The organism is Halomonas sp. EF61, assembly GCF_040147045.1.
Lineage (GTDB): Bacteria > Pseudomonadota > Gammaproteobacteria > Pseudomonadales > Halomonadaceae > Halomonas > Halomonas litopenaei.
Genome location: NZ_JAMSHM010000002.1, coordinates 973,493 through 995,683 on the forward strand (window position 1 = coordinate 973,493; position 22,191 = coordinate 995,683).

Annotated in this window: 22 protein-coding genes; 14 read left to right on the forward strand and 8 right to left on the reverse strand. The window is 66.2% G+C overall.

Annotated features, from left to right (window positions below; all coding sequences use genetic code 11):
• Window position 1: 1 nt before the first annotated feature.
• The 3 genes from glk to NFI08_RS13165 are packed head-to-tail and all read left to right on the forward strand — an operon-like array spanning window position 2 to window position 2,892.
• The gene (gene glk / locus NFI08_RS13155) at window positions 2-970 is read left to right on the forward strand and encodes a glucokinase (protein WP_108448136.1); all 969 of its coding nucleotides are present in this window, start codon (window positions 2-4) and stop codon (window positions 968-970) included.
• On the forward strand, window positions 967-1,917 hold the full coding sequence (locus NFI08_RS13160; RefSeq protein ID WP_108448135.1) for a D-hexose-6-phosphate mutarotase: 951 nt from the start codon (window positions 967-969) through the stop codon (window positions 1,915-1,917). Before glk ends, NFI08_RS13160 begins: the two co-directional genes overlap by 4 nt.
• Before the next feature lie 18 nt (window positions 1,918-1,935).
• Complete coding sequence (locus NFI08_RS13165; protein ID WP_108448134.1) at window positions 1,936-2,892, forward strand: carbohydrate kinase family protein; 957 nt, start codon at window positions 1,936-1,938, stop codon at window positions 2,890-2,892.
• A 51-nt stretch (window positions 2,893-2,943) separates the two neighbouring features.
• Here NFI08_RS13165 and NFI08_RS13170 read toward each other — a convergent pair whose 3' ends face one another.
• The 5 genes from NFI08_RS13170 to zwf form a co-directional block, all read right to left on the reverse strand.
• Window positions 2,944-3,366 (reverse strand): hypothetical protein, encoded by a 423-nt coding sequence (locus NFI08_RS13170; protein WP_108448133.1) that lies wholly within the window; start codon window positions 3,364-3,366, stop codon window positions 2,944-2,946.
• 36 nt (window positions 3,367-3,402) lie between these two features.
• Window positions 3,403-4,083, reverse strand: coding sequence for a Rossmann-fold NAD(P)-binding domain-containing protein (locus tag NFI08_RS13175; protein WP_108448132.1), 681 nt, complete (start codon window positions 4,081-4,083; stop codon window positions 3,403-3,405).
• 197 nt (window positions 4,084-4,280) lie between these two features.
• On the reverse strand, window positions 4,281-4,943 hold the full coding sequence (locus NFI08_RS13180; protein ID WP_045991018.1) for a bifunctional 4-hydroxy-2-oxoglutarate aldolase/2-dehydro-3-deoxy-phosphogluconate aldolase: 663 nt from the start codon (window positions 4,941-4,943) through the stop codon (window positions 4,281-4,283).
• Window positions 4,944-4,961: 18 nt separating this feature from the next.
• Window positions 4,962-5,645 (reverse strand): 6-phosphogluconolactonase, encoded by a 684-nt coding sequence (gene pgl, locus NFI08_RS13185; RefSeq protein ID WP_108448131.1) that lies wholly within the window; start codon window positions 5,643-5,645, stop codon window positions 4,962-4,964.
• A gap of 1 nt (window position 5,646) precedes the next feature.
• Window positions 5,647-7,146 carry a glucose-6-phosphate dehydrogenase gene (gene zwf / locus NFI08_RS13190; protein WP_349589895.1) on the reverse strand — a complete coding sequence of 500 codons (1,500 nt, stop codon included), beginning with the start codon at window positions 7,144-7,146 and terminating at the stop codon, window positions 5,647-5,649.
• Window positions 7,147-7,477: 331 nt separating this feature from the next.
• On the opposite strand from zwf, the gene NFI08_RS13195 reads away from it, so the two are divergent.
• The 4 genes from NFI08_RS13195 (at window position 7,478) to NFI08_RS13210 (ending at window position 11,667) form a co-directional block, all read left to right on the forward strand.
• Window positions 7,478-8,335, forward strand: coding sequence for a MurR/RpiR family transcriptional regulator (locus tag NFI08_RS13195; RefSeq protein WP_045991062.1), 858 nt, complete (start codon window positions 7,478-7,480; stop codon window positions 8,333-8,335).
• A gap of 115 nt (window positions 8,336-8,450) precedes the next feature.
• Window positions 8,451-9,329: a putative selenate ABC transporter substrate-binding protein gene (locus NFI08_RS13200; RefSeq protein ID WP_185696366.1), complete on the forward strand. Its 879-nt coding sequence runs from the start codon at window positions 8,451-8,453 to the stop codon at window positions 9,327-9,329.
• Entirely contained in the window at window positions 9,329-10,162 is an 834-nt protein-coding gene (locus tag NFI08_RS13205) for an ATP-binding cassette domain-containing protein (protein ID WP_349589899.1), read from the forward strand. Before NFI08_RS13200 ends, NFI08_RS13205 begins: the two co-directional genes overlap by 1 nt.
• Window positions 10,159-11,667, forward strand: a complete 1,509-nt coding sequence (locus NFI08_RS13210; RefSeq protein WP_349589902.1) for an ABC transporter permease subunit — start codon at window positions 10,159-10,161, stop codon at window positions 11,665-11,667. Before NFI08_RS13205 ends, NFI08_RS13210 begins: the two co-directional genes overlap by 4 nt.
• A 183-nt stretch (window positions 11,668-11,850) precedes the next feature.
• Here NFI08_RS13210 and NFI08_RS13215 read toward each other — a convergent pair whose 3' ends face one another.
• Window positions 11,851-12,213 carry a RidA family protein gene (locus NFI08_RS13215; RefSeq protein ID WP_045991015.1) on the reverse strand — a complete coding sequence of 121 codons (363 nt, stop codon included), beginning with the start codon at window positions 12,211-12,213 and terminating at the stop codon, window positions 11,851-11,853.
• A gap of 240 nt (window positions 12,214-12,453) precedes the next feature.
• Between NFI08_RS13215 and NFI08_RS13220 the strand changes: the two genes are divergently transcribed.
• The 4 genes from NFI08_RS13220 (at window position 12,454) to NFI08_RS13235 (ending at window position 15,064) form a co-directional block, all read left to right on the forward strand.
• Window positions 12,454-12,732: a BufA1 family periplasmic bufferin-type metallophore gene (locus tag NFI08_RS13220; RefSeq protein WP_045991014.1), complete on the forward strand. Its 279-nt coding sequence runs from the start codon at window positions 12,454-12,456 to the stop codon at window positions 12,730-12,732.
• Window positions 12,733-12,813: 81 nt separating this feature from the next.
• Entirely contained in the window at window positions 12,814-13,806 is a 993-nt protein-coding gene (bufB, locus tag NFI08_RS13225; protein ID WP_240184172.1) for an MNIO family bufferin maturase, read from the forward strand.
• A complete protein-coding gene (locus tag NFI08_RS13230; RefSeq protein WP_108448126.1) occupies window positions 13,803-14,567 on the forward strand; it encodes an HvfC/BufC N-terminal domain-containing protein in 765 nt (254 codons plus the stop codon). The genes bufB and NFI08_RS13230 overlap by 4 nt, the downstream gene beginning before the upstream one ends.
• Window positions 14,564-15,064, forward strand: coding sequence for a DoxX family protein (locus NFI08_RS13235; RefSeq protein ID WP_108448125.1), 501 nt, complete (start codon window positions 14,564-14,566; stop codon window positions 15,062-15,064). Before NFI08_RS13230 ends, NFI08_RS13235 begins: the two co-directional genes overlap by 4 nt.
• Window positions 15,065-15,133: 69 nt before the next feature.
• On the opposite strand, the gene NFI08_RS13240 is transcribed toward NFI08_RS13235, so the two are convergent.
• Together NFI08_RS13240 and NFI08_RS13245 are read right to left on the reverse strand one after the other, a co-directional pair.
• Entirely contained in the window at window positions 15,134-15,988 is an 855-nt protein-coding gene (locus tag NFI08_RS13240; protein ID WP_108448124.1) for a universal stress protein, read from the reverse strand.
• 183 nt (window positions 15,989-16,171) lie between these two features.
• Window positions 16,172-17,674, reverse strand: coding sequence for a SulP family inorganic anion transporter (locus NFI08_RS13245; protein WP_045991010.1), 1,503 nt, complete (start codon window positions 17,672-17,674; stop codon window positions 16,172-16,174).
• Between the two features lie 337 nt (window positions 17,675-18,011).
• On the opposite strand from NFI08_RS13245, the gene NFI08_RS13250 reads away from it, so the two are divergent.
• From NFI08_RS13250 to NFI08_RS13260, 3 genes are all read left to right on the forward strand, one after another.
• Window positions 18,012-19,112 (forward strand): aminoglycoside phosphotransferase family protein, encoded by a 1,101-nt coding sequence (locus tag NFI08_RS13250; protein ID WP_240184171.1) that lies wholly within the window; start codon window positions 18,012-18,014, stop codon window positions 19,110-19,112.
• A gap of 91 nt (window positions 19,113-19,203) precedes the next feature.
• On the forward strand, window positions 19,204-20,481 hold the full coding sequence (locus NFI08_RS13255; RefSeq protein WP_108448123.1) for an ABC transporter substrate-binding protein: 1,278 nt from the start codon (window positions 19,204-19,206) through the stop codon (window positions 20,479-20,481).
• Window positions 20,468-22,177 (forward strand): ABC transporter permease, encoded by a 1,710-nt coding sequence (locus NFI08_RS13260; protein ID WP_108448122.1) that lies wholly within the window; start codon window positions 20,468-20,470, stop codon window positions 22,175-22,177. Before NFI08_RS13255 ends, NFI08_RS13260 begins: the two co-directional genes overlap by 14 nt.
• Window positions 22,178-22,191: the final 14 nt, after the last annotated feature.

The following is a 22,191-nucleotide window of genomic DNA, read 5'->3' on the forward strand; positions in this document are numbered from 1 at the left end:
CATGACACGCCAAGCGCTGATCGGGGACATCGGCGGCACCAACGCACGCTTCGCGCTGGTGTCGCCGGGCAAGACTGCCCCCCACGACATCCTGACCCTGCCCTGTGCCGGCTATCCCGGCGTGGTGGAAGCTGCCCGTGACTACCTCGAGCGGGTGGGCGCCAGCGGCGAGAAGGCCCCGCGGGAGGCGTGCCTGGCGTTCGCCTGTCCGGTGCACGCTGAACGGGTCAGCATGTCCAACAATCACTGGAGCTTTCTGAAGGGCGAGGTCAAGCGTGACCTTGCCCTGGATGACTTCAAGGTCATCAACGACTTCATGGCTCAGGCGCTCGGCGTCCCCCACGTCGATTCGCATGATCTGGTCAGCATCCAGACCGGCGAGGCCGAAGGGCACGCCGCTCGACTGGTCATCGGACCGGGCACTGGCCTCGGCATGGCTGGCCTCTTCCCGGCACGGCGCGCCTGGGTGCCACTGCCCAACGAGGGTGGCCATGCCAGCTTCGCGCCCACCGACGAACAGGAGCTCGAGATCTATCGACGCCTCCACCGTCGCTATGGCCGCGTCAGTGTGGAACGCATCCTGTGCGGCCAGGGACTGCTGGACCTTTATCGGGTACTGGCCGAGATCGATGGTCTGGAGGCCAGCGCCAGCACGCCGGCTCAGGTCACCGAGGCCGCCAACCGCGGCGACCCGCTGGGGCGTGATACCATTCTGCGCTTTCTCAAGATCCTCGGCGACGTGGCGGGCGACGCTGCGCTGACCCTGGGTGCGAGAGGCGGCGTCTACCTGTGTGGTGGCATCGTGCCACGGCTGATCGACTGGCTGCCTCACAGTGGGTTTCTCAGCGCCTTCTGCAACAAGGGAAGGATGCGCCCTTACAACGAAGCCATCTCCATCCAGGTGGTCACGGCCCCGTGGACGGGGCTGCTGGGCGCCGCCGAGGCGCTCCACAACGAGGAGGTCGAATGATTCCGGCAACGCTCAAGACACGTATCGACGAGGTAGAGGGCCAGGGGCACATCCACTGGGCCGGCCGCGACATCTGGGTGGCCAACGAGAGCTGGGGCCAGCTGGCGATCTCGTTGCAGGGCGCCCAGGTGCTTCACTTTCAACCTGCGTCCGACCCCACGCGAGCCGCAGGCGCTTCTCCCGCCAAAGCCACCGTCGATAGCGGTGCGGATGATCCGCTGGTGCCCGCTGGCTGGCTGTGGGTGACCCCAACGCCCCAGGACGTGCCGGGTGCGATTCGTGGCGGCATCCCCCTGTGCTGGCCGTGGTTCGCCGACGAGAACACCGCCGACGAGTCCCCCGACCGCTCCGGCCCGATGCACGGCCCGGCGCGCAAGGCCGACTGGCAACTGGACGCGGTGGACGAGCACGAAGACGGCGTCGAGGTGCACCTGTCACTGCCACAGCGCCTGCACAGCCAGTTGCATCCCCGTGCGGTGGTCCAGGCCAACGCCCAGCGTCTGCACGTGGAGCTAATCACCGAGCACCTGGGCGAGACGCCGGTGAAGATGACCGCCGCCCTGCACAGCTATCTGGCGGTGGATCAGGTCTTCGCCTGCCGCGTCGAAGGCCTCGTCGGGGCCCGCTACCTGGACAAGCTCAAGGGCTTCGCCGAGAGCGAGCAGGTGGGTGAGCTCGGGGTCCGTGAAGGCGTCGATCGCATCTATCATTCCAACGCCGAGGTGGTGCTCGATGACGGCCAGCGCCGCCTGCGAGTGGCTCGCCAGAACAGCGACTCGGTGGTGGTGTGGAATCCCGGCGAGACACCCAACCCGGACACCCCGCTGGACGCCGCCCGCCGTTTTCTGTGCGTCGAGTCCGCCAACACCCGCCTCGATCCGGTGTGGCTGGTACCCGGCGCCCAGCATATGCTCGGCACCACCCTGTCGCTGGCCGACAACCACTGATCGACGAGGAATCCCGCCATGACCCCCGTGATCGCCTTTGGTGAAGCCCTGGTCGATATGCTCTCCAGCCATCTCGGTGATGCCGCCGAGGGACCAGAGACCTTCACCCCCTACGCCGGTGGCGCGCCGGCCAACGTGGCCGTGGCCTGTGCGCGACTGGGTCTGACCAGTCGCTTTCTCGGCATGCTGGGCGACGACCACTTCGGCGACTTCCTGGCCCGTGAGCTCGAGCACCACGGCGTCGACGTCTCCGGCGTGTCGCGCACCCGCGAGGCCCGCACCGCCCTTGCCTTCGTCTCCCGCGACGCAGACGGCGAGCGCACCTTCGACTTCTATCGTCCTCCCGCCGCCGACCTGTTGTATCGCACCGAGCATCTGCCCCATGGGGTGTTCAGCGAGCCCGCCATCGTCCACCTGTGCAGCAACAGCCTTACGGACGATGCCATCGCCGCTACCTCCCTGGCGATCACCGAGATGGCCTCCCGGGCAGGCTGTCTGGTCAGCGTCGATGCCAACCTGCGTCACAACCTCTGGCCCGAGCACAGCATCGACGTCGGCCTGGTCACCCGCCTGCTCGACCAGGCCGACCTGATCAAGCTGTCCACCGATGAACTCGACGCCCTGCGGGGTGACCACCCGCGTGACGACTGGCTGGCCGAACGCCTGGCCGCCGGTGCTCGCCTGATCGTGATCACCGATGGTCCCGGTGCGGTCGCCGCCCACACCACCCAGGGCGTCAAGCGCATGACACCGCCGCCGGTCAAGGCGGTCGATACCACCGCCGGTGGCGATGCCTTTATCGGCGGTCTGCTAGCGGCGCTGGCCGACCACGACTGGCAGCGCCCCAACTGGCAGCACGACGAGGCCTTCCTCGAACGCGCCCTGACCCTGGCCTGTCGCTGCGGCGCCCACGCGGTGACGCGCCCCGGCGCCTACGCGGCCCTGCCGCGCCGCGAAGACGTGATCGACAGCTGACATCACGACAACCTCGGGTGACCCGAAAGTCCCCCGCCGCCATGCCAGGGCTTATCGCCTCCCCGCCCTGGCATGGCGCCAGCGATTGACCAGCCTGTGGACGATCAGCGGCAGAAAGATGGCAGCCACCGCGCAGCCCTGGAACCAGGCCAGACGATAAGGGTGCGCCCATGCGCCCGAGTGTCCAGTCAGGATCCCCGTGAAGGTCAGCACGATGGCCGCGGTGATCGTTGCCGCCAACCACTCGAGCCTGACCCAGCGCCGCGACCAGCGGTACACCACGACTCCTTCGACCAGCGACAGCAACACAACCCCCCACGAGTAGTAGCCCAGGGTCATCCCCCAGGACACACCACCCCGGTACTCCCTGCCCAGGACATCGGCGATCTCATGACCGACGCTGTACCCCACCACCAGAAGCAGAAAGCGCAATCCTGGTAGTCCAAGCACGCGGTAAAGCAATCCTAGGTTCATTGACGGCCTATTCCATCACTGCGTTGACGGCTTGGGTCAGGCCAGGTCCCTGGCCTCCACCAGATGCCTTCCGGCAGGCGCGCTGATGGCGCCCTGCACCAGCGCCTCGGCGATGCGGGCCACCGGACTGGGACGCCACTGGCGTGGCAGCAGCGGACGCAGACCGCGAGAAAGCGCGAGCCCCAGGCGCTCGGCGTGGCGCACCTCGGCGCGCTCGCCGTCGATCAGGCCCGGCCTGACCAGAGTCAGGCTCGGGTAGTCGAGTTTGGTCATTGCGGCTTCCAGTTCGCCCTTGACCCGGGAATAGAAGAAGCGTGAGCCGCGATCGGCGCCCAGTGCCGAGTTCAAGGCAAAACGCGCGGCACCGGCGGCTCTGGCGTGGCGGGCAAACCACAGCGGCAACTCGAGATCCACACGTCGAAAGGCCTCTCGCGAGCCGGCGGCCTTGAGGGTGGTACCCAGTGCGCAGATCACGCCATCCGCCTTCCACCACTCGTCATTCCCCGCCGGCGCCGGTGCATCACCTCGTCCAGTCTTGTCCGGTCGCAGTGACTCCAGATCGGCGAAATCGACGACCGGGGCGGCTAGCCTTGGGTGCGCCAGCGTCAGCGGTCGGCGCACCGGTGCCCGCACCTCGGTGACGTCGGGATGGGCCAATGCCTGGCGCAGCACCTCACTACCCACCAACCCCGTCGCGCCCAGTATCAACAGTTTCATAGGTTTTTCTCCGCTCGCTCAGGCAACCATCATCCCATGGCGGCGGATAAAAAAAATCCGGCCAGAGGCCGGATCAAGGACAGCACCAGCTGTCGAGAGAGCACATGGATAGGCATGACGCCCTTCCGGTGCAGAGAGCTCAGGTGTCACGACGAAGCGGCCAGCGCCGCTTCGTCATCGAGCATTCGGTGATGGCTTCAGTGATGGAAACGGTCCGCGGCTTCCTTGGCCAGGGCGCGGATGGCGTCCCAGTCACCGGCGTCGACCAGCGACTTCGGGGTCAGCCAGGAGCCGCCCACGCACATGACGTTAGGCAGCGCCAGGTACTCGGAGGCGTTGCCCAGGTTGATGCCGCCGGTGGGGCAGAAGCGAGCCTCGCCGATGGGGCCGGCGAAGGCCTTGAGCGCCTTGACGCCACCGCTGGCTTCGGCCGGGAAGAACTTGAAGCGACGATAGCCGTACTGCCAGCCGGTCATCAGCTCGGAGATGGTGGCCACCCCCGGCAACATCGGCACCGGGCTCTCGACGCCGTAACGGTAAAGCGCCTCGGTGGCGCCCGGGGTCACCACGAAGTCGGCACCGGCCTGCTCGACCTGACGATACTGGGCAGGTGTCAGCACGGTACCGGCGGCGATGCTGGCCTGGGGCAGCTCCTTCTTCAGCCGGGCGATGGCCTCGATCGCGCAGTCGGTGCGCAGGGTCACCTCGAGCACGCTGAGACCACCTTCGACCAGGGCGCGGCCCATGGGCACGGCGTCCTCGATGCGATCGATGACGATCACCGGGATCACCTCGGCCTTCAGGCAGATGCTGTCGAGCTCGGTGGTGCGGGTAGACGGAAGCTGTTTTTCAATGGTCATGAGCGTGGCTCCAGGAAATCAGGGCGCCCAGTAGACGGCCAGCGGGCAGCTAAGAAAGGCACGAATGGGCAGTTCACGTACGTTGTCACCGGCCATGGCGCTTCCCAGCACGGCGCGCTTGTCGTCACCGGTCAGGTGCAGGTAATGGCGGCGGGCATGGTGCAGGCGCTCGGCGCTCAGGGTAATGCGCGCCTGGGGCTGGCTCGGTGTGCGCACCGCCACCACATGGGCATCGGTGCTCAGTGCCAGGTCCAGTTCGCGACTGTCAGGAAAAAGTGAGGCGGTATGGCCATCGCCGCCCATCCCCAGGATCACTACCGATGCCGGCCAGGACAGGCCCATCAGTCGCTGGGCGACCTCGTCGGTGCCTTCCTCGGGGGTATCGTGTTCGGTGGTGAGCGGGACAAAGGTGGCTGCCTCGGCCCGGTTGATCAGCAGGTGCTTCCTGACCAGCCGGGCGTTGGAATCGTCGGCCTCGGCAGCGACCCAGCGCTCGTCGGCCAGGGTCACGTCGACCCGATCCCAGGGCAGTGTTTCCTGGGACAGTGCCTCGAAGAACGGCACCGGGGTGGAGCCGCCGGACACGATCAGCAGGGCGCGATCCTGGGACGACAGATCCTCGCGCAGCGCCGTGGCCACGGTCTGCGCCAACTGGTGCGCCAGTTGCTCGCGGGGGGACGGAGAAAGTTGCTCGCTGCTCATGTCAGTAGTCCTCGTACCAGCTGCGTCCGTCCTGGGTGATCATGGCGATGGAGGCCACCGGTCCCCAGGAGCCTGCCGGATAGCGGCGCGGCGGCTCGTCACGATCCTGCCAGGTAGCGATCAGCTCGTCGCACCAGTGCCAGGCATGCTCGACCTCGTCACGGCGAACGAACAGGTACTGCTGACCCTTCATGACTTCGAGCAGCAGACGCTCGTAGGCGTCGGGGATACGTGCCTTGGGGAAGGCGCTGTTGAAGTCCAGGTGCAGCGGGCCACGGCGCAGGCGCATGCCCTTGTCGAGACCACTGTCCTTGGTCAGCACCTCGAGGCGGATACCTTCCTCCGGCTGCAGCCGGATGATCAGCTTGTTGGCGGCCAGCGCCCGCTGATCCGGGTCGAAGATATAGTGCGGCTGCTGACGAAAGTGGATCACGATCTGTGACAGCTTCTCGGGCATGCGCTTGCCAGTACGCAGGTAGAAGGGCACGCCGGCCCAGCGCCAGTTGGACACCTCGGTCTTCATCGCCACGAAGGTCTCGGTATGGCTGCGGGTATTGGCGCCTTCTTCCTCGAGATAGCCGGGCACGCTGTTGCCATCGCTGGTGCCGGCGGTGTACTGCCCGCGCACCACGTCACGTCCGATCATGTCGTCGGTGAACGGCTTGAGCGCCTTGAGCACCTTGACCTTCTCGTCGCGGATGGCGTCGGCGTCGAGGTTGGCCGGCGGGTCCATGGCGATCAGGCAGACCAGCTGCAGCAGGTGGTTCTGGACCATGTCCCTGAGCTGGCCAGCCTCGTCGAAGTAGCCCCAGCGGCCCTCGATGCCGACCTTCTCGGCCACCGTGATCTCCACGTGGGAAATATGGTTCTGGTTCCACTGGGTTCCGAACAGCGGATTGGCAAAGCGCAGCGCGATCAGGTTCTGCACCGTCTCCTTGCCCAGGTAGTGGTCGATACGATAGACCCGTGACTCGGGGAACACCGCCCCCACCGCATCGTTGACCTCCCGCGACGACTCCAGGTCGTAGCCGATCGGCTTCTCCACCACCACGCGGCTTTGCTCGTCCAGGCTGCCACTGGCCTCGAGGTGGCGGCAGATATCGCCATACAGGCTCGCCCCCACCGCCAGATAGACCACCAACGGGCGCTGTTGACCGCCCTGCTCACGCCACTCTGCGATGGCGCCATAGCCTTCCACCGTGGTGAAGTCCACCGACAGGAAGGACAGGCGATCGAGGAAACGGGCGACCACCTTGTCATCGAGCTCGCTCGACTTGACGTATTCCTTCAAGGCGCCATGGATGCGCTCGCGGAAGGCCTCCTGGTCGATGTCCTGACGCGCCAGGCCAAGAAGCCGGGTGTCGTCATGCAAGAGTCCCTCGCGGTCCAGCTGGTAGAGCGCCGGGAACAGCTTGCGGCGAGACAGGTCGCCCAGGGCGCCGAACAACGCCAGATCGATGTCGGTACGCTCGGCGTCACCGGATCGGGTGTGTCGTGTCATAACCGTCCTCGTTTGGTGGTAGACCCCTGGATATCGCAGAAGGCTATCGAGCGAGATGTGTCCTGCTTACCGTCAGGGTATCTAAGTTTACAAAAAAATGGTCAACTTTCGACGGCCAGATTGAAAAATATTTTGTAAACTTACACAAAATATCCCGCTGGCGCGCTTATACGTTGGATGTAGATCGGTGGAGCGCTAGGATAGCCGCCAATACGTAGTTAAATCACCACATCCCCAGAGAGAATTGTCTCGGGTACCCCAATAAATGCGCCGCTGCCCGCGCACCACCGCGCAGTTGCCCGCGCCTTTCGTCACGGAGCCGACCTCGACCATGGTTCGCCACGACCTTATCGAACGCATTCGCACCCGCCTCGACGAGCTCAACCGCTCCGAGCGCAAGGTCGCCGACGTCATTCTGGCCGACCCCGCCGCCGCAACCGGCATGAGTATCGCCAGTTTGGCTCAAGCTGCCTCGGTCAGCGAACCCACCGTCAATCGCTTCTGCCGAAATTTCGAGGCCAAGGGCTATCCCGACTTCAAGATCCAGCTGGCCCAGAGCCTGGCCGGCGGCACCCCCTATGTCAGCCAGGCGGTGGAACCCGATGACGGTGCCGAGGCCTACAGCGGCAAAATCTTCGGCGCCACCATCGCGGCGCTGGACCTCGCCAGTCGGGAGGTCGCTCCCGAGCGCATCGAGCGCATGGTCGACTACCTGATCCAGGCCAAGCAGATCCACTTCTTCGGACTCGGTGCCTCCGGCGCGGTGGCCCAGGACGCCCAGCACAAGTTCTTTCGCTTCAACCTGCCGGTCAGCGCCTACATCGACGTACTGATGCAACGCATGGTCGCCTCGGCCTGCCACACCGGCGACGTGGTGGTGGTACTGTCCTATACCGGGCGCACCCGGGAACTGGTCGACATCGCCGCCCTGGCCCGTGAAAACGGTGCCGTGGTGCTCGGTATCACCGCGCCGGACTCACCTTTGTCGCGCCAGTGCACCGAAACCCTTGCGGTCAGCGCGCCCGAAGACACCGACCACTACATGCCGATGACCTCACGCATGGTACAGCTTGCGCTGATCGACGTGCTGGCCACCGGCGTCACCCTGCGTCGCGGCGAGGACTTCCTGCACCACCTCAAGAAGATCAAGGACAGCCTGCGCAGCACAAGGTACAGCGTCGACGAGTGACAACAACGTCAGGCCCGCTCCTCGGCTTGCCTCCTTAGCGTATTGGCACAACAATAGCGGCCTGTCTTGCGTCCCTGTCCGCACGCCGCCATCCACACCATTGCCAGGAAGCCTCATGCGATCACTGCCATCCCTGACCTCCGTTCTGACCGTCTTGAGCCTGGGGCTGTTCAGCCTGCCGACGCTGGCCGAGCAGACCGAGACCTTCCGCTTCACCGCCATCCCCGACGAGGACGAATCGCGTCTGGTGGAGCGCTTCTCGCGGGTGGCCGACTATCTGTCCGAGACGCTCGAGGTCGAGGTCGAGTACGTGCCGGTGAAGTCCTACGGTGCGGCGGTCACCGCCTTCCGCAACGACCAGGTTCAGCTGGCCTGGTTCGGCGGTCTGTCCGGTGTCCAGGCCCGTCGTCTGGTGCCCGGTTCCCAGGCGCTGGCCCAGGGCGTCGAGGATGCGGCCTTCGAGAGCTATTTCATCGCCCACTCCAGCACCGGACTCGAGGCCGCCGACCAGCTGCCCGAAGAGATCGAGGGCAAGACCTTCACCTTTGGCGCCAAGACCTCCACTTCCGGTCGCCTGATGCCGGAGCACTACCTGCGCGAGCGCTTCGACGCCGCGCCGGAAGAGCTGTTCTCACGGGTCGGCTTCTCCGGTGATCACTCACGCACCATCGCCCTGGTCGAGGCCGGCACCTACGAGCTGGGCGCGGTCAACTTCAAGGTATGGGACGCGGCGCTGGAAAATGGCGATGTCGACACCGACAAGGTCAGCGTGATCTGGTCTACCCCAAGCTACCCGGACTACCAGTGGACCCTGCGCGGCGACGCCGATGAGGCCTTCGGCGAAGGCTTTACCGACAGGGTTCGCCAGGCACTGCTCGAGATGGAAGATCCCGAACTGCTGGAGAGCTTCCCGCGTTCCGGCTTCATTCCCGCCGACAACAGCATGTACGCCCCCATCGAGACGGTCGCCGAGAGCCTCGGCCTGCTGCGCTGATGGACGATGGCCAACGTCAGGTCACCGGCGGCCGGGACAACGGCCACGGTGACTTCCCGACACTGATCCTCGACGGGGTCGACCTGGGCCACGCCGACCACAGGGTGCTGCATGACGTCCACCTTCGCCTTGCGCCCGGCGAGCGCGTCGCCCTGCTCGGGGAAAGCGGCGTCGGCAAGTCCACCCTGCTGGCGGAACTGCGCCGCCGTCTTGGCCGCCACGCCGCCTGGTGTCCCCAGTACCACGGCCTGGTGCCTCAGCTATCGGTCTACCATAACGTCTACATGGGCAGGCTGGAGCGCCACTCGGCGCTGGTCAACCTGTGGAACCTGGTCAGGCCGCTGCGCCAGGCCTGGGAAGATGTCTCAAGTCTGTGCGCTGAACTAGGGCTCGAAGGCGCCATCAGGCGCCCGGTAGGTCGGCTGTCGGGTGGCCAGCGCCAGCGAGTCGCCATCGCCCGTGCACTCTATCAGCGTCGCCAGGTCTTTCTCGGTGACGAGCCGGTCGCCAGCGTCGACCCCCACCAGGCCATGGCGCTGCTCGATCGAATCGATGCCCAGCACGCTGCCACGGTGATGGCGCTGCACCAGCGCGAGCTGGCGCTGAGCCACTTCGATCGCGTCTGGGGGCTGGCCGGCGGTCGCGTGGTGCTCGACGCGCCCAGCCAAGATCTAAGCCTCGATGATCTCGACGCGCTCTACCCCAGTGCGTCACGCACGGCCTCTTCTCCCGCTGCTCCCAGCCCTGCTCGCGACGACAACAGCGATTCGCCGGCCGAGGCCAGCGCTCGCCACGCCTCGCACCAGCCCGGCGAGGAGCAGGCACGACCGTGAGCGCCGCGCAAGCGACACGCCCAGGCCTGTTGGCCGGCGACGGTATCGGTGCCCGCCTGGCACGCCACAGCCTGTGGCTGGTGGTGCTGGCTGTCCTGGCGATTCCGCTGGCCGACCTCGAAGTGTTGAGCCGCGATCCCTGGGGCGAACTCGGACGCATGGCAATGGGCCTGGCGCTGCCTGACTTCGGCGCCATCGAGACGCCCCTGCAGGCCATCGGCCTTACCATCGCGGTGGCCTTCTGGGGCACCCTGGCCGGCGTGGTGCTGGGGCTGCCCCTGGCGCTGGTCTACGCCCGCTCACGCCTGGTGCGCGCGGCCAGTGCCGCGGTGCGGGCGGTACATGAGCTGTTCTGGGCGCTGCTGTTCCTGCAGGTGTTCGGGTTGTCCGCGCTGACCGCCCTGGCGGCCCTGGCGATCCCCTACGCCGGCATCTTCGCCAAGGTCTACGCCGAGATCCTCGAGCAGACGCCCCAGGCGCCCCAGGCGGCGCTGCCCGAGGGTGCCGGGCGCCTTGCCCGGCTGGCCTATACCGAGCTGCCCCAGGCCTTCGCCCAACTGGCCGCCTACACCCGCTACCGCTTCGAGTGCGCGCTCAGAAGCAGCGTGCTGCTGGGTTTTGTCGGTCTGCCGACGCTGGGCTACCAGCTCGAGAGCGCCTTTCGCGAGGGCCGCTACTTCGAGGCCGGTGCCCTGCTGTGGGCCTTTTACCTGCTGATCGCCACCCTGCCCTGGTGGGCCCATCGGCGCCTGCTGCTGCCGCTGGGGCTGGCCAGCGTGTGGTTGCTGGGTCCCTGGCCCGAGATCGACCCAGGCCTGTTATGGCGCTTCGTCAGCGTAGACATCTGGCCCCGCGCTTTGCTTGAGGGCGACATCGGCGGTGTGCTCCGCTGGCTGGCCGGACTGCCCGACCTCGTCGGCGCGGTGGCCAATACCCTGCTGCTGGGGCTGCTCGGCACCGTCGGCGCCCTGCTGCTCGCTCTGGTGCTGTGGCCCCTGGCCTCGCGCCACTTCGGCAATCGCGTCAGCCAGGGCATCGGCCAGGGTGTGCTGATCTTTCTGCGTTCGACCCCGGAGCTGATGCTGGCCTTCGTCTTCCTGTTGCTGCTGGGGCCATCGCTGCTGCCGGCCTGGCTGGCCCTGGCGCTGCATAACGGCGCCCTGATCGCCTTTCTGGTATGTCGCCACGCCCAGGCCATCGAGCCCGGCATGCCGGGACTCCCGGCCTCGGGGCGGCTGGCCTACGAGCTGTTGCCGCGGCTGTACCCGGGCATGCTGGCACTGGTCTACTACCGCGCCGAGGTGATCCTGCGCGAAAGCGCCCTGCTCGGCATGCTCGGGGTCGCCACCCTCGGCGACAATATCGATGACGCCTTCCAGACCTTGATGTTCGACGTGGCCTTCGCCCTGCTGGTGATCACCGCCCTGCTCAATATCGCCGTCGACGCCCTGGCCCGCCGTCTGAGGCCTTGTGAGCCACCTATGGAAGACCCCTGCCTGCGCTGAAGGGCAGATCCCTGCCTGCGCTGAAGACAAGACGTCTTCAAGGGCGGCACAGGCGTTTTATCCGGCGCACCCTGACGCCAGGACCAATGCCTCAAAAACAACACAAACGACAACGCCGGCCACGGGGCCGGCGTTGTCGTTCGAGCGGACGGCTATGTCAACGGCTATGTCACTGGGGCTCTGTTACAGGCCCTTGACGGCGGCGGTGACGGTGATCTCGACCTTCAGCTCCTTGGCCGGCATCGGCGCGCACACGCAGGTACGGGCGGGGGCGTGGCCTTCCGGCACCCAGGCGTCCCATACCGCGTTCATGGCGGCAAAGTCCTCGCCGTTCTGCAGGTAGATGGTGGCGCTCAGCAGATGCTCGCGGTCGCTGCCCACCTCGGCCAGCAGCTCATCGACACGCTCCAGCATGCTGGTGGTCTGGGCGGTGATATCCCCCTGACGGGCGTCCGGTCCGGCGACCTGACCACACAGGTAGGCAACACCGTGGTGGATGACGGCGCGGCTCATGCGGGTCTTGGTGTCGTGACGCTGAATGCTCATCGCTCTCTCCAAAAAAGTCGGTATTTCTAAAAAATCTCGAAAAGACAGCCGATTCGACCACCTCTTCACCAGTGTCTTCTCTGCAACGTTAGACAGCCGCCCAATATAGCCAACTTCTCCCTGCGCCAGATAGTCTGTTGTCGCGCTTTTGCCTCTTTTGCGATGTCAGGTATCCCTCACCCCGGCGACATAGTCACGACAGTCCTGCTGTCGCCCAACCGTTTATATGAGGGTTTGCAAATGAAACGTTCCGTCATGATGGCCGCCGTGCTGTCCACCGCCCTGGCGCAAGCCGGCGCCATCGCCACCGTCCAGGCCGCCGATGGCGACATGGAAAAGTGTTACGGCGTCGCCCTGGCCGGAGAGAACGACTGCAAGGCAGGGCCAGGCACCACCTGCGCCGGCACCTCTACCGTCGACTACCAGGGCAACGCCTGGACCCTGGTCCCGGAAGGCACCTGTACCGATATCGAAACGCCCCACGGCAATGGCAGCCTGAGCGAGGTCGAGCGCCCCTGAGCCAGAGCACTGGCGCCACGGGGAGGCTACGGCCTTCCCGTGACGTTCACACGCCAAGCCTCAAGCCATAGCGAATCGCCCATGCCCTCTTCCCTGTCATCCAGCCATCCACGCGAGTCGCTCGAGACGCCCGTCTCGGCGTCCTTGCCAGCGCCACAGCCAATGGCGGCCAATGCGGTCGGTATCGGCCTCAAGTTTCAGCATATGCAGGCGCTGGTCCATCTGGCTCACTCGGCCCAGTCGGCTCACGTGCCCCAGGCCCCGGACTTTCTCGAACTACACGCCGAGAACTACATGAACGCCGGCGGGCCCCTTCAGGATCGACTCGATGAACTGGAACGCTGCTACCCGCTCTCGGTCCACGGCGTCGGCCTGTCGCTGGGTAGTGCCGAGGGCATCGACCCGGCCCACCTGGAGCGTCTTGCACGCCTGGTCGATCACCTGAACCCCGCGCTGGTCTCCGAGCACCTGGCCTGGAGCCGTCTTGATGGCCACAGCTACAACGACCTGCTGCCGGTGCCGCTGACCGAGGAATCGCTGCGCGTTCTCGGCGACAATATCGCACGCACCCAGGACCGTCTCGGCCGCCGCCTGCTGGTGGAGAACCCGAGCCTCTACGTCAGCCTCGACAATCGCTTCAGCGAGACCGAGTTCCTCCAGCGGCTGGTGGACACGACCGGCTGTGGGCTCTTGTTCGACGTCAACAACGCCTATATCAGCGCCGCCAATCTGGGACGCGACCTGGATGCCTATCTGGACGAGGTGCCCTGGGCCGCCGTCGGCGAATGGCACCTGGCCGGCCACAGCCTCGATGCCGCCGGCGAGCTGTACATCGACGACCATGGCAGTGCCGTCAGTGAGCCGGTGTGGCAGCGCTACCGCCAGGTGCTCGCCCGGCGTCCCGGCCTGCCCACTTTGATCGAGTGGGACAACCGGGTGCCGACGCTAGAGCGCTGGATGCAGGAGGTCGACCTGGCACGCCAGCATCAGCATGCTGCCCATGGCCCCGGCGCCGATGCGAGCACCGCCCTGGCAGCCAGCGCCTCGGTGCGAGACACAGGGAGAGCGCCATGAGCGGCCTGCTAGATTGGCAGCGTAGCTTTATCGATGCCATGCATCGCCCCCAGGCGACGCCACCACAGCTCGGCCACAAGGCCGGGCTCGACGTCTACCGCAACAATATTCGCTCAAGCCTGATCGAGGCCCTGAAGGAAGCCTTTCCCCATACCCTGACCCTGCTGGGCGAGGGCTGCTTCAGCGCCGAGGCCGCGAGTTTCGTGGCCACAAGCCCCCCGCAGGACCCTCGACTCAGCCGCTATGGCCAGGGCTTTGCCGACGCTCTGGCGCGCGCACCGGCGCTTGCGCCCTATCAGTTCGTTGCCGATATCGCGCGACTCGAGCACGCCCGGCTTCAGGTCAGTCACGCCGCCGAGACAGCGCCGCTGGAGGCGTCCGATATCGGCGCCGTCCTTGATGACCAGCGGCTCGTCCAGGCCCGTCCGGCCAGCCGGACCATCCGTTGCCAACATGACGTCGAAGCCCTGTGGCAGGCGCTGGAGCGCGGAGAGGGTGGCGCCCCCCTGGGCGAGCGAGGCGCCGGCCACTGGCTGGTGATCCGCTCGGGTCGCCAGGTCAGGCTTAGGCCACTCGATGCGGCAAGCGCAGCGTTGTACGGCTTGCTGGACACACCGACCTCGCTGTCCCAGGCGCTGAGCGAACTGGCCGACCGCGGCGTGGCAGAGGATGCGCTCGGCCACGCCCTGGGCACCCTGGTCGGCCATGGCGCGCTCGCGGTACTGGACGCCGCCCCCACTTTGCTACGAGGCACCCCATGACACCGATGACAAATCTGCTGGACACTTACTATGGGCGACTCTGCCCCTGGCTCGAACGTCGTTCGCTGGATCTGGTGCTGGCGTTGATGCGCCTGGTACTCGGCGCCGTGTTCTTTCTGTCGGCGCTGACCAAGGTGGAGGGGTTCGGTATCGCCGACAGCACCTTCTTCCTGTTCGAGCACGAATACGCCCTGCCGTTGATTTCACCGGTGCTGGCCGCCTACCTGGCAACACTCGCCGAGTTCTCGTTGTCGCTGCTGCTGTGGGCGGGGCTTGCCACACGACTGGCGGCCTTCGGGCTGTTGATCATGACCCTGGTGATCCAGACCTTCGTCTATCCCGAGGCCTGGGTCACCCACGGACTCTGGGCGGCGAGCCTCGCCACCCTGATCCTGCGCGGCGGCGGCTGTCTCTCGCTGGAGTGGCTGCTATGCAGGATGAAGGGCAAAGGTCGCGAACCGGTGACGCAGCAGCAGGAACGCGTCGACGACGCATAGACGCATAAAAAACGACCCGCCGCCGAACAGGATTCGGCGGCGGGTCGATGTCGTGTCGGCTAAGCCTCGTCAGCGCAGCAGCAGCACCGGCAGCGAGGTGCGCCTGAGCACACTGGTGGTGGTGCTGCCCACCAGCAGATGACGAATCCGCGAGTGGCCATAGGCTCCCATCACCACCATCTCGATGGCGTGGTCCTTCTGGTAGGCGCGCAGGGTCTCCTCGACCTCTCCGGCGCGAATCTCGCCCTGGGCCTCGTGACCGGCGCCCTTGAGGCTGTCCAGCGCCCACTCCAGCTGGGTGCGGTTATCACCGGTATCGGCACCGACCATCACCACGTGACAGGCGATCCCCTTGAACAGCGGGCTCCTGGCCAGCAGCTCGACGCCCTTGCGGGTGGTCTTGCTGCCATCGAAGGCGATCATCACCCGGGTCGGCGGCGTGAAGCTCTCCGGCACCATCAGAATCGGCCGATGCAGACCGCGGACCACCCGCTCGAGATTCGAGCCCAGGTGCTCGCTGGCCTGCTGGGCGCTCTCGCCCCGCTTGCCGATCACCAGCAGGCGGATCTCGTCTTCCAGCTCCAGTAGTGTCTCCACCAGGGTGCCGTTGCGCTGTCGGCAATGCAGGTCATCAACACCACTGGCGCTGGCGCGATCCTTGGCCGCCTTGAGCATCAGGCGGCCATGCTCCTGGGCGACCTTGGCCCGCCGCTCATCGAGACTGGCCAGCTCCTCGAGCAGGTGCTCCCTGGCGCCGAGTCCCAGGTTACCGGACAGATCGGCCTCGGCGGTCTGGGGGTGGTTATCCACCACGTGAAGAAACGTCAGCGGCGCATCGAGGGCCTGACTGGCCCAGGCGGCAGAGTCGCAGACCCCTTCGGAAAACTGGGACCCGTCGATGGCGGCCATCACCTGTTCTGTCATGAAATCGTCCTGCCTGGCGTTGGGGGCGAACGCGCGTCCTCAGACGTCGCGTTCCATCGATTGTGGCCTTGTCGTCGCGCCCGAGCGGGGCGCGACCCTCAGACCTGTTGTCTAGCCCGATCCGGGTGTTACCTCCAGTTCTACACCAACTGGCACACACCCGTCACATCTTCGGCGCCTGCCTCAGTGACCACCCATCAGCTTTTCCACCGCCGCCGGGTTATCGTGGATGGCGTAGCGATCGACGATGGTGGCGCTGGCCTCGTTGAGCCCGATCAGCTCGACGTCGGTGCCCTCACGGCGGAACTTGATCACCACCATGTCCAGCGCCTGGACCGCGGTGATGTCCCAGAAGTGGGCACGTGACAGGTCGATGACCACCTTCTCGACGCTTTCCTTGAAGTCGAAGGCGGCGGAGAAACGCTGAGACGAGGCGAAGAACACCTGGCCGACCACGCGGTAGCGCCGTCCCTTGCCAAGCTCCTCTTGCTGTTCCAGCTCGTCACTGGCGATGTACAGGAAGTTGCCGACCTTGTTGGCGAAGTTGAGCGCGGCGATCAGCACACCGACGAACACACCGATCGCCAGGTTGTGGGTCCACACCACTACCGCCACGGTGGCGATCATCACCACATTGGTGGACATCGGGTGCTTCTTGAGGTCGCGCAGCGAACTCCAGCTGAAGGTACCGATGGACACCATGATCATCACCGCCACCAGCGCCGCCATGGGGATGCGCGAGACCCAGTCCGACAGGAACACCACCATCAGCAGCAGGAAGACCCCCGCCAGCAGGGTAGACAGGCGTCCACGCCCGCCGGACTTGATGTTGATCACCGACTGGCCAATCATCGCGCAGCCCGCCATGCCGCCGAGCAGACCGGTACCGATGTTGGCCAGACCCTGGCCCTTGCACTCGCGGTTCTTGTCGCTGGAGGTATCGGTCAGATCGTCGACGATGGTGGCGGTCATCATCGATTCGAGCAGACCGACCACGGTCAGCATGACCGCATAGGGGAAGATGATGCCGAGGGTCTCGAGATTCAGCGGCACGTCGGGCCACAGGAACATCGGCAGGGTATCGGGCAGCTCGCCCATGTCACCGACGGTGCGGATGTCCATGCCGGTCGCCAGGTAGACGCCGGTCAGCACCAGGATGCACACCAGCGGGGACGGCAGCAGCTTGCCGATCCTGGGCACGTAGGGGAACAGATAGATGATGCCGAGACCCGCCGCGGTCATCGCGTAGACGTGCCAGGTGACGTTGGTCAGCTCGGGCAGCTGGGCCATGAAGATCAGGATCGCCAGGGCGTTGACGAAGCCGGTCACCACCGAGCGCGAGACGAAACGCATCAGGTCGGCCAGGCGCAGATAGCCGGCGATGATCTGCAGTACCCCGGTCAGCAGGGTCGCGGCCAGCAGATATTGAAGTCCGTGCTCCTTGACCAAGGTCACCATCAACAGTGCCATGGCGCCGGTGGCGGCAGAGATCATCCCCGGCCGACCACCGGCGAAGGCGATGATCACCGCCATGGAGAAGGAGGCGTAGAGGCCAATCTTGGGATCGACTCCTGCGATGATGGAGAAGGCGATGGCCTCCGGAATCAACGCCAGGGCCACGACGATGCCGGACAGCACGTCGCCCCTAATATTGGAAAACCAGTCTTGCTTGATCGATCGCATCATGAGGCGGTCCAAGGGGAGTGGTTGTGAGATATCGCGACAAGCGGCCCAGGGCCGACCGTTTCTCCACGACAGCAGCGCACCGGGAGGCGTTAGCCTGGCGCTGTCATGATGTAGTGGAGACACGGGAAGGGGCGCAGTTTACCAGAACCACCTGAGCAAGGCGACGCTGCTACCCAGCCTGTCTTTGCCTTGTCGCCGCCTTGTCGCCGCCTTGTCGCCGCCTTGTCGCCACCCCAGTCTCGATTCGGCCAAGTCCGCCCGGTGGCATCTTCTGAAAAAAATGTGTAAGGATCGTTGCCCCCTGCCGACTCAGCTGACTACGTCCAAGGAACGCGACATGGAGCGATGCGCCTCGACGCCACCGTCATCGCGAACGGAGAGCCCATCGCCGGGCCCGCCGCTGATAGCGCTCGAGCATAGTCTCGCGCGCCATGGGTGGCCTCTGTCCGGGCATCGACTGGAACCGCTGGCCGATACCGGCCTGGCCCACTGGCATGTGCGCCTGGCCGGCGGCAGTGACAAGGGCGGCTGGCTGGCGCGGTTGCCCAAGCAGAGCCAGATGGGGCTGGACGCGGCGTCCAACCTGGCCTATCAGGTCGCCTGCTTCGATCGCGCCCAGGCCAGTGGTCATACACCCAGACTCGATGACTGGCTGCCCTGCGACGACCTGCTGCCCAGAGGCGCGCTGGTGGTGGAGGCTATCGATGGCCGTCCCGCCAGCCTGCCCTCGGACCTGCCGGCCCTGACCTCGGCCCTGGCCAGCCTGCACCGGTTGCCGCTGCCCGATCAACGCGCCCCCCTGGCCTCACCGGTGGATCCCTGGCGAGAGATGCTCGACGAGATCGCCACCCAGGCCCGCTTTCTCCCCAGGGCCGGGCTATCTCGCACCAGCACGGCCCTGATCGAACAGGCACTGGCACAGCTCCCCGAGCGACTTCGCATCGCCGACGACGAGATTCGCCTGATCAGCTTCGATGCTCACCCCGGCAACTTTCTGATCACGCCTCACGGATGCGCCGTACTGGTGGATCTGGAAAAGTGCCGCTATTCGCTACCCGGCTTCGACCTGGCCCACCTGAGCCTTTACACCTCCACCACCTGGGACCTCAACAGCCGCGCGGTGCTGTTCGTCGAGGATCTGGTGGCGCTGTATCGGCGCTGGCAGGAACTGATGGCCGAAGACGGCCATCACAGCGACTGGTCGACGCTGATCACCTGTCGTCGCGCCATGTGGCTATGGTCGCTGACCTGGTGTGCCAAATGGCGTGCCCAGCAGCGCCGCCAGGTCGACAGGCAGCACAGTGGTGAAGACTGGTCGGCACAGCTAAGCGACCAGGCCTTGATCACCCATGTGGCCGACCGCGTCGATCACTACCTCTCGGCCCCCATCATCAGGCGTGTCGCCGACGAACTCGAGGAACTCGCCCGTGCCGGATGACGCTCCCGGCGCTGTCCAAGCCTGCCCGGCGCTGTCCAAGCCTGTCCGGCTCTATCCAACCCTGCCTATCCATCGTCACAAGGACGCGACCATGACCACGCCTTTTTCCTGTAGACGCCCGTTTACCGACCTCCGCTTGACCTGGCTTCCCGGTGGCGCCTTCGTCCTCACCGCCCTGGCTGCCCTGGGGCTCGGCTCGCCCGCCTGGGCCCAGGATACATCCACGCCGCTGAACCAGCCGTGGCAGGAGATCGAGCAGCAGGCCAGGGGGCAGACGGTCTACTTCAACGCCTGGGGCGGTGACCCCAACGTCAATGGTTATCTCGACTGGGTCGCCGGCGAGCTCGAACAGCGCCACGACATCGACCTGGTCCACGTCAAGCTCGACGACACCGCCGCTGCGGTCTCCCGCGTCCTGGCCGAGAAGTCCGCCGGCAACCTCGACGAGGGCGCCATCGACCTGATCTGGATCAACGGCGAGAACTTCGCCGCGATGAAGGCCAATGATCTGCTGCTCGGGCCCTTTGCCCAGCGCCTGCCGAACTTCGCGCTGACCTCGCCGGACGCCAATCCCGAGATGACCACCGACTTCACCGTGCCCACCGAGGGTTTCGAGTCACCCTGGGGCAAGGCCCAGCTGACCTTCTACTACGACAGCGAGCGTGTCGAGGCGCCGCCGACCAGCATGGCCGCCCTGCTCGACTGGACCGAGCAGCATCCTGGGCGCTTCACCTACCCACTGGTCCCGGACTTCCACGGTTCCACCTTTCTCAAGCAGGCGCTTATCGCACTGATCGACGACCCGGCGGTGCTTGCCCGCCCCGTCGGCGAAGCCGACGCCGAAGCGGCCATGGCACCGCTGTGGGACTATCTCGACGCCCTGCACCCCCATCTGTGGCGCCAGGGGCGGGACTTCCCCGCTTCAGGGCCTGCGCTCAGAAGCCTGATGGGTGACGGCGAACTGTCGCTGGCCTTTACCTTCAACCCCGCCGAGCCTGCCGCTGCGGTCAACAACTACCAACTGCCTCCCTCGATTCGCAGCTATGTGCTCGACGGCGGGACCATCGGCAACGTTCACTTTGTCACCATCCCGTTCAACGCCAGCCACCAGGCCGGCGCCATGGTCACCGCCAACTTCCTGCTCTCGCCCGAGGCCCAGGCTCGCAAGCAGCGCCTGGACGTCTGGGGCGACCCCAGCGTGCTCGATCTCGCGCGCCTGAATGAGGCCGAGCGTCAGGCATTGACGCCCATGGATGACCAGCCAGCGCGACTGGCGCCACAGGCCCTGCAACAGACCCTGCCCGAGCCGCACCCGAGCTGGATGGAAGCGGTAGAGGCGGCCTGGCTCGAGCGCTATGGCAGCCGCTGATACCTCGACCTTCTCCCGCCTGGTGGGGCTGGCGCCGGCGCTGACGGTACTGCTGCTGGTGGCCCCGGTGGTGGCCGGCCTGGCAGGCGCTGCGGCGCCGGCCTTCGGCTGGCTGCCGGTGCTCGGTGGAGAGCAGCTGAGCCTGGCGCCCTGGGTGAGCCTGGCGAACACCCCCGGGCTTTTCGAGATGCTGGTGCTCAGCTTCACCACTGGCCTGATCAGCACCGCTCTGGCCCTGACCATCGTGGTGCTGTTTCTCGGTGCCTTCGCCGACAGCGCCGCCTTTGTCTGGCTCAAGCGCCTGCTGTCGCCGCTCCTGGCGGTGCCCCACGCCGCCGCCGCCATCGGTCTGGCCTTTCTGCTGGCGCCCTCGGGCCTGGCCATGCGCCTGGTCTCCCCGGCCTTGAGCGGTCACGCCACGCCTCCTGACTACCTGTTTCCCAGTGATCCCTTTGGCCTTGCGCTGATCGCCGGACTGGTGGTCAAGGAAGTCCCCTTTCTGCTGCTGATGAGTCTATCGGCGCTGCCTCAGTGCCAGGCCGACGATCGTCGGCACCTGGCACTGTCGCTGGGTTATTCGCCGGTGACCGCCTTTCTCAAGGCGGTACTGCCGAGCCTGTACCCGCTGATTCGGCTACCGGTCTATGCGGTCATCGCCTTTGCCTCGTCCAATGTCGATGTGGCCATGATCCTGGGGCCGTCCACCCCACCGACCCTGGCGGTCAGCGTGGTCCGCTGGCTTGGCGATCCCGACCTGTCGATGCGCTTCATGGCCTCCGCCGCAGCGCTGAGCCAGCTCGGCATCACGCTGCTGGCACTGGCCTGCTGGTGGTGCCTGGAACAGGCCGTACGCTGGTGCGCCACGCCACGCCTGACCGACGGCCGACGCAACAGCGGTCAACGCCTCGGCAGCCTGCTGGGCGGCGGTCTGACCTGGCTCAGCGTCACCCTGCTCGGTGCCAGTCTGCTGGGGCTGACGCTGTGGTCGCTGGCGGCCTTCTGGCCCTTTCCCTCGGCCTGGCCCACGCCCCTGACCCTGGCCAACTGGGGTCGTGCGCTGCCAGGCCTACTGCCGGCCGCCCTCGACACCCTATGGCTGGCGCTGGCCGCCACCGCTCTCGCGACCATCCTGGTGATCGGCTGTCTCGAGAGCGAAGCGCTCAATCACCGCAGCGTGGGAGCGAGCGCCACCCTGGTGCTCTACCTGCCGCTGCTGGTGCCACCGGTCGCCTTTCTCTACGGTCTGGTGCAACTTCAGGCGCAGCTATCGGTGGCACCGGGCTTCATGGTGGTGGTACTGGGACACTGCCTGTTCGTGCTGCCCTACGTCTTTCTGTCACTGGCCGAGAGCTACCGGCGGCTTGACCCCCGCTGGGCCCAGGTCGCCGCAGGTCTCGGCCATGGCCCGGCCGCCGCCTTTGTACGCGTTCGCCTGCCGCTGCTGCTGGCCCCTATCGCCACCGCCGCCGCGGTGGGGGTCGCCGTCAGCGTCGGCCAGTATCTGCCGACGCTGCTGCTGGGGGCCGGACGCCTGACCACCCTGACCACCGAGGCGGTATCGCTTGCCTCCGGCGGGGATCGTCGCCTGACGGCGGTCTATGCCCTGGCCCAGCTACTCTTGCCGGCACTCGGCTTCGCCCTCGCCATCGGCTTGCCGCGCGTATTGCATCGCCACCGACGCGCCCTGCTGACCTGAACCGCCTCAACGCC

Bases quoted from the DNA above. Each gene is read 5' to 3' on its own strand.
- NFI08_RS13215 (WP_045991015.1), bottom strand. From the start codon at position 12,213: ATGAGCATTCAGCGTCACGACACCAAGACCCGCATGAGCCGCGCCGTC.
- zwf (WP_349589895.1), bottom strand. From the start codon at position 7,146: ATGACACGACACACCCGATCCGGTGACGCCGAGCGTACCGACATCGAT.
- NFI08_RS13240 (WP_108448124.1), bottom strand. From the start codon at position 15,988: ATGACAGAACAGGTGATGGCCGCCATCGACGGGTCCCAGTTTTCCGAA.
- glk (WP_108448136.1), top strand. From the start codon at position 2: ATGACACGCCAAGCGCTGATCGGGGACATCGGCGGCACCAACGCACGC.
- NFI08_RS13195 (WP_045991062.1), top strand. From the start codon at position 7,478: ATGGTTCGCCACGACCTTATCGAACGCATTCGCACCCGCCTCGACGAG.
- NFI08_RS13235 (WP_108448125.1), top strand. From the start codon at position 14,564: ATGACACCGATGACAAATCTGCTGGACACTTACTATGGGCGACTCTGC.
- NFI08_RS13180 (WP_045991018.1), bottom strand. From the start codon at position 4,943: ATGACCATTGAAAAACAGCTTCCGTCTACCCGCACCACCGAGCTCGAC.
- NFI08_RS13200 (WP_185696366.1), top strand. From the start codon at position 8,451: ATGCGATCACTGCCATCCCTGACCTCCGTTCTGACCGTCTTGAGCCTG.
- NFI08_RS13175 (WP_108448132.1), bottom strand. From the start codon at position 4,083: ATGAAACTGTTGATACTGGGCGCGACGGGGTTGGTGGGTAGTGAGGTG.
- NFI08_RS13255 (WP_108448123.1), top strand. From the start codon at position 19,204: ATGACCACGCCTTTTTCCTGTAGACGCCCGTTTACCGACCTCCGCTTG.
- NFI08_RS13230 (WP_108448126.1), top strand. From the start codon at position 13,803: ATGAGCGGCCTGCTAGATTGGCAGCGTAGCTTTATCGATGCCATGCAT.
- NFI08_RS13170 (WP_108448133.1), bottom strand. From the start codon at position 3,366: ATGAACCTAGGATTGCTTTACCGCGTGCTTGGACTACCAGGATTGCGC.
- NFI08_RS13165 (WP_108448134.1), top strand. From the start codon at position 1,936: ATGACCCCCGTGATCGCCTTTGGTGAAGCCCTGGTCGATATGCTCTCC.
- NFI08_RS13250 (WP_240184171.1), top strand. From the start codon at position 18,012: ATGGAGCGATGCGCCTCGACGCCACCGTCATCGCGAACGGAGAGCCCA.
- NFI08_RS13220 (WP_045991014.1), top strand. From the start codon at position 12,454: ATGAAACGTTCCGTCATGATGGCCGCCGTGCTGTCCACCGCCCTGGCG.
- NFI08_RS13245 (WP_045991010.1), bottom strand. From the start codon at position 17,674: ATGATGCGATCGATCAAGCAAGACTGGTTTTCCAATATTAGGGGCGAC.
- pgl (WP_108448131.1), bottom strand. From the start codon at position 5,645: ATGAGCAGCGAGCAACTTTCTCCGTCCCCCCGCGAGCAACTGGCGCAC.
- NFI08_RS13260 (WP_108448122.1), top strand. From the start codon at position 20,468: ATGGCAGCCGCTGATACCTCGACCTTCTCCCGCCTGGTGGGGCTGGCG.
- bufB (WP_240184172.1), top strand. From the start codon at position 12,814: ATGCCCTCTTCCCTGTCATCCAGCCATCCACGCGAGTCGCTCGAGACG.
- NFI08_RS13160 (WP_108448135.1), top strand. From the start codon at position 967: ATGATTCCGGCAACGCTCAAGACACGTATCGACGAGGTAGAGGGCCAG.
- NFI08_RS13205 (WP_349589899.1), top strand. From the start codon at position 9,329: ATGGACGATGGCCAACGTCAGGTCACCGGCGGCCGGGACAACGGCCAC.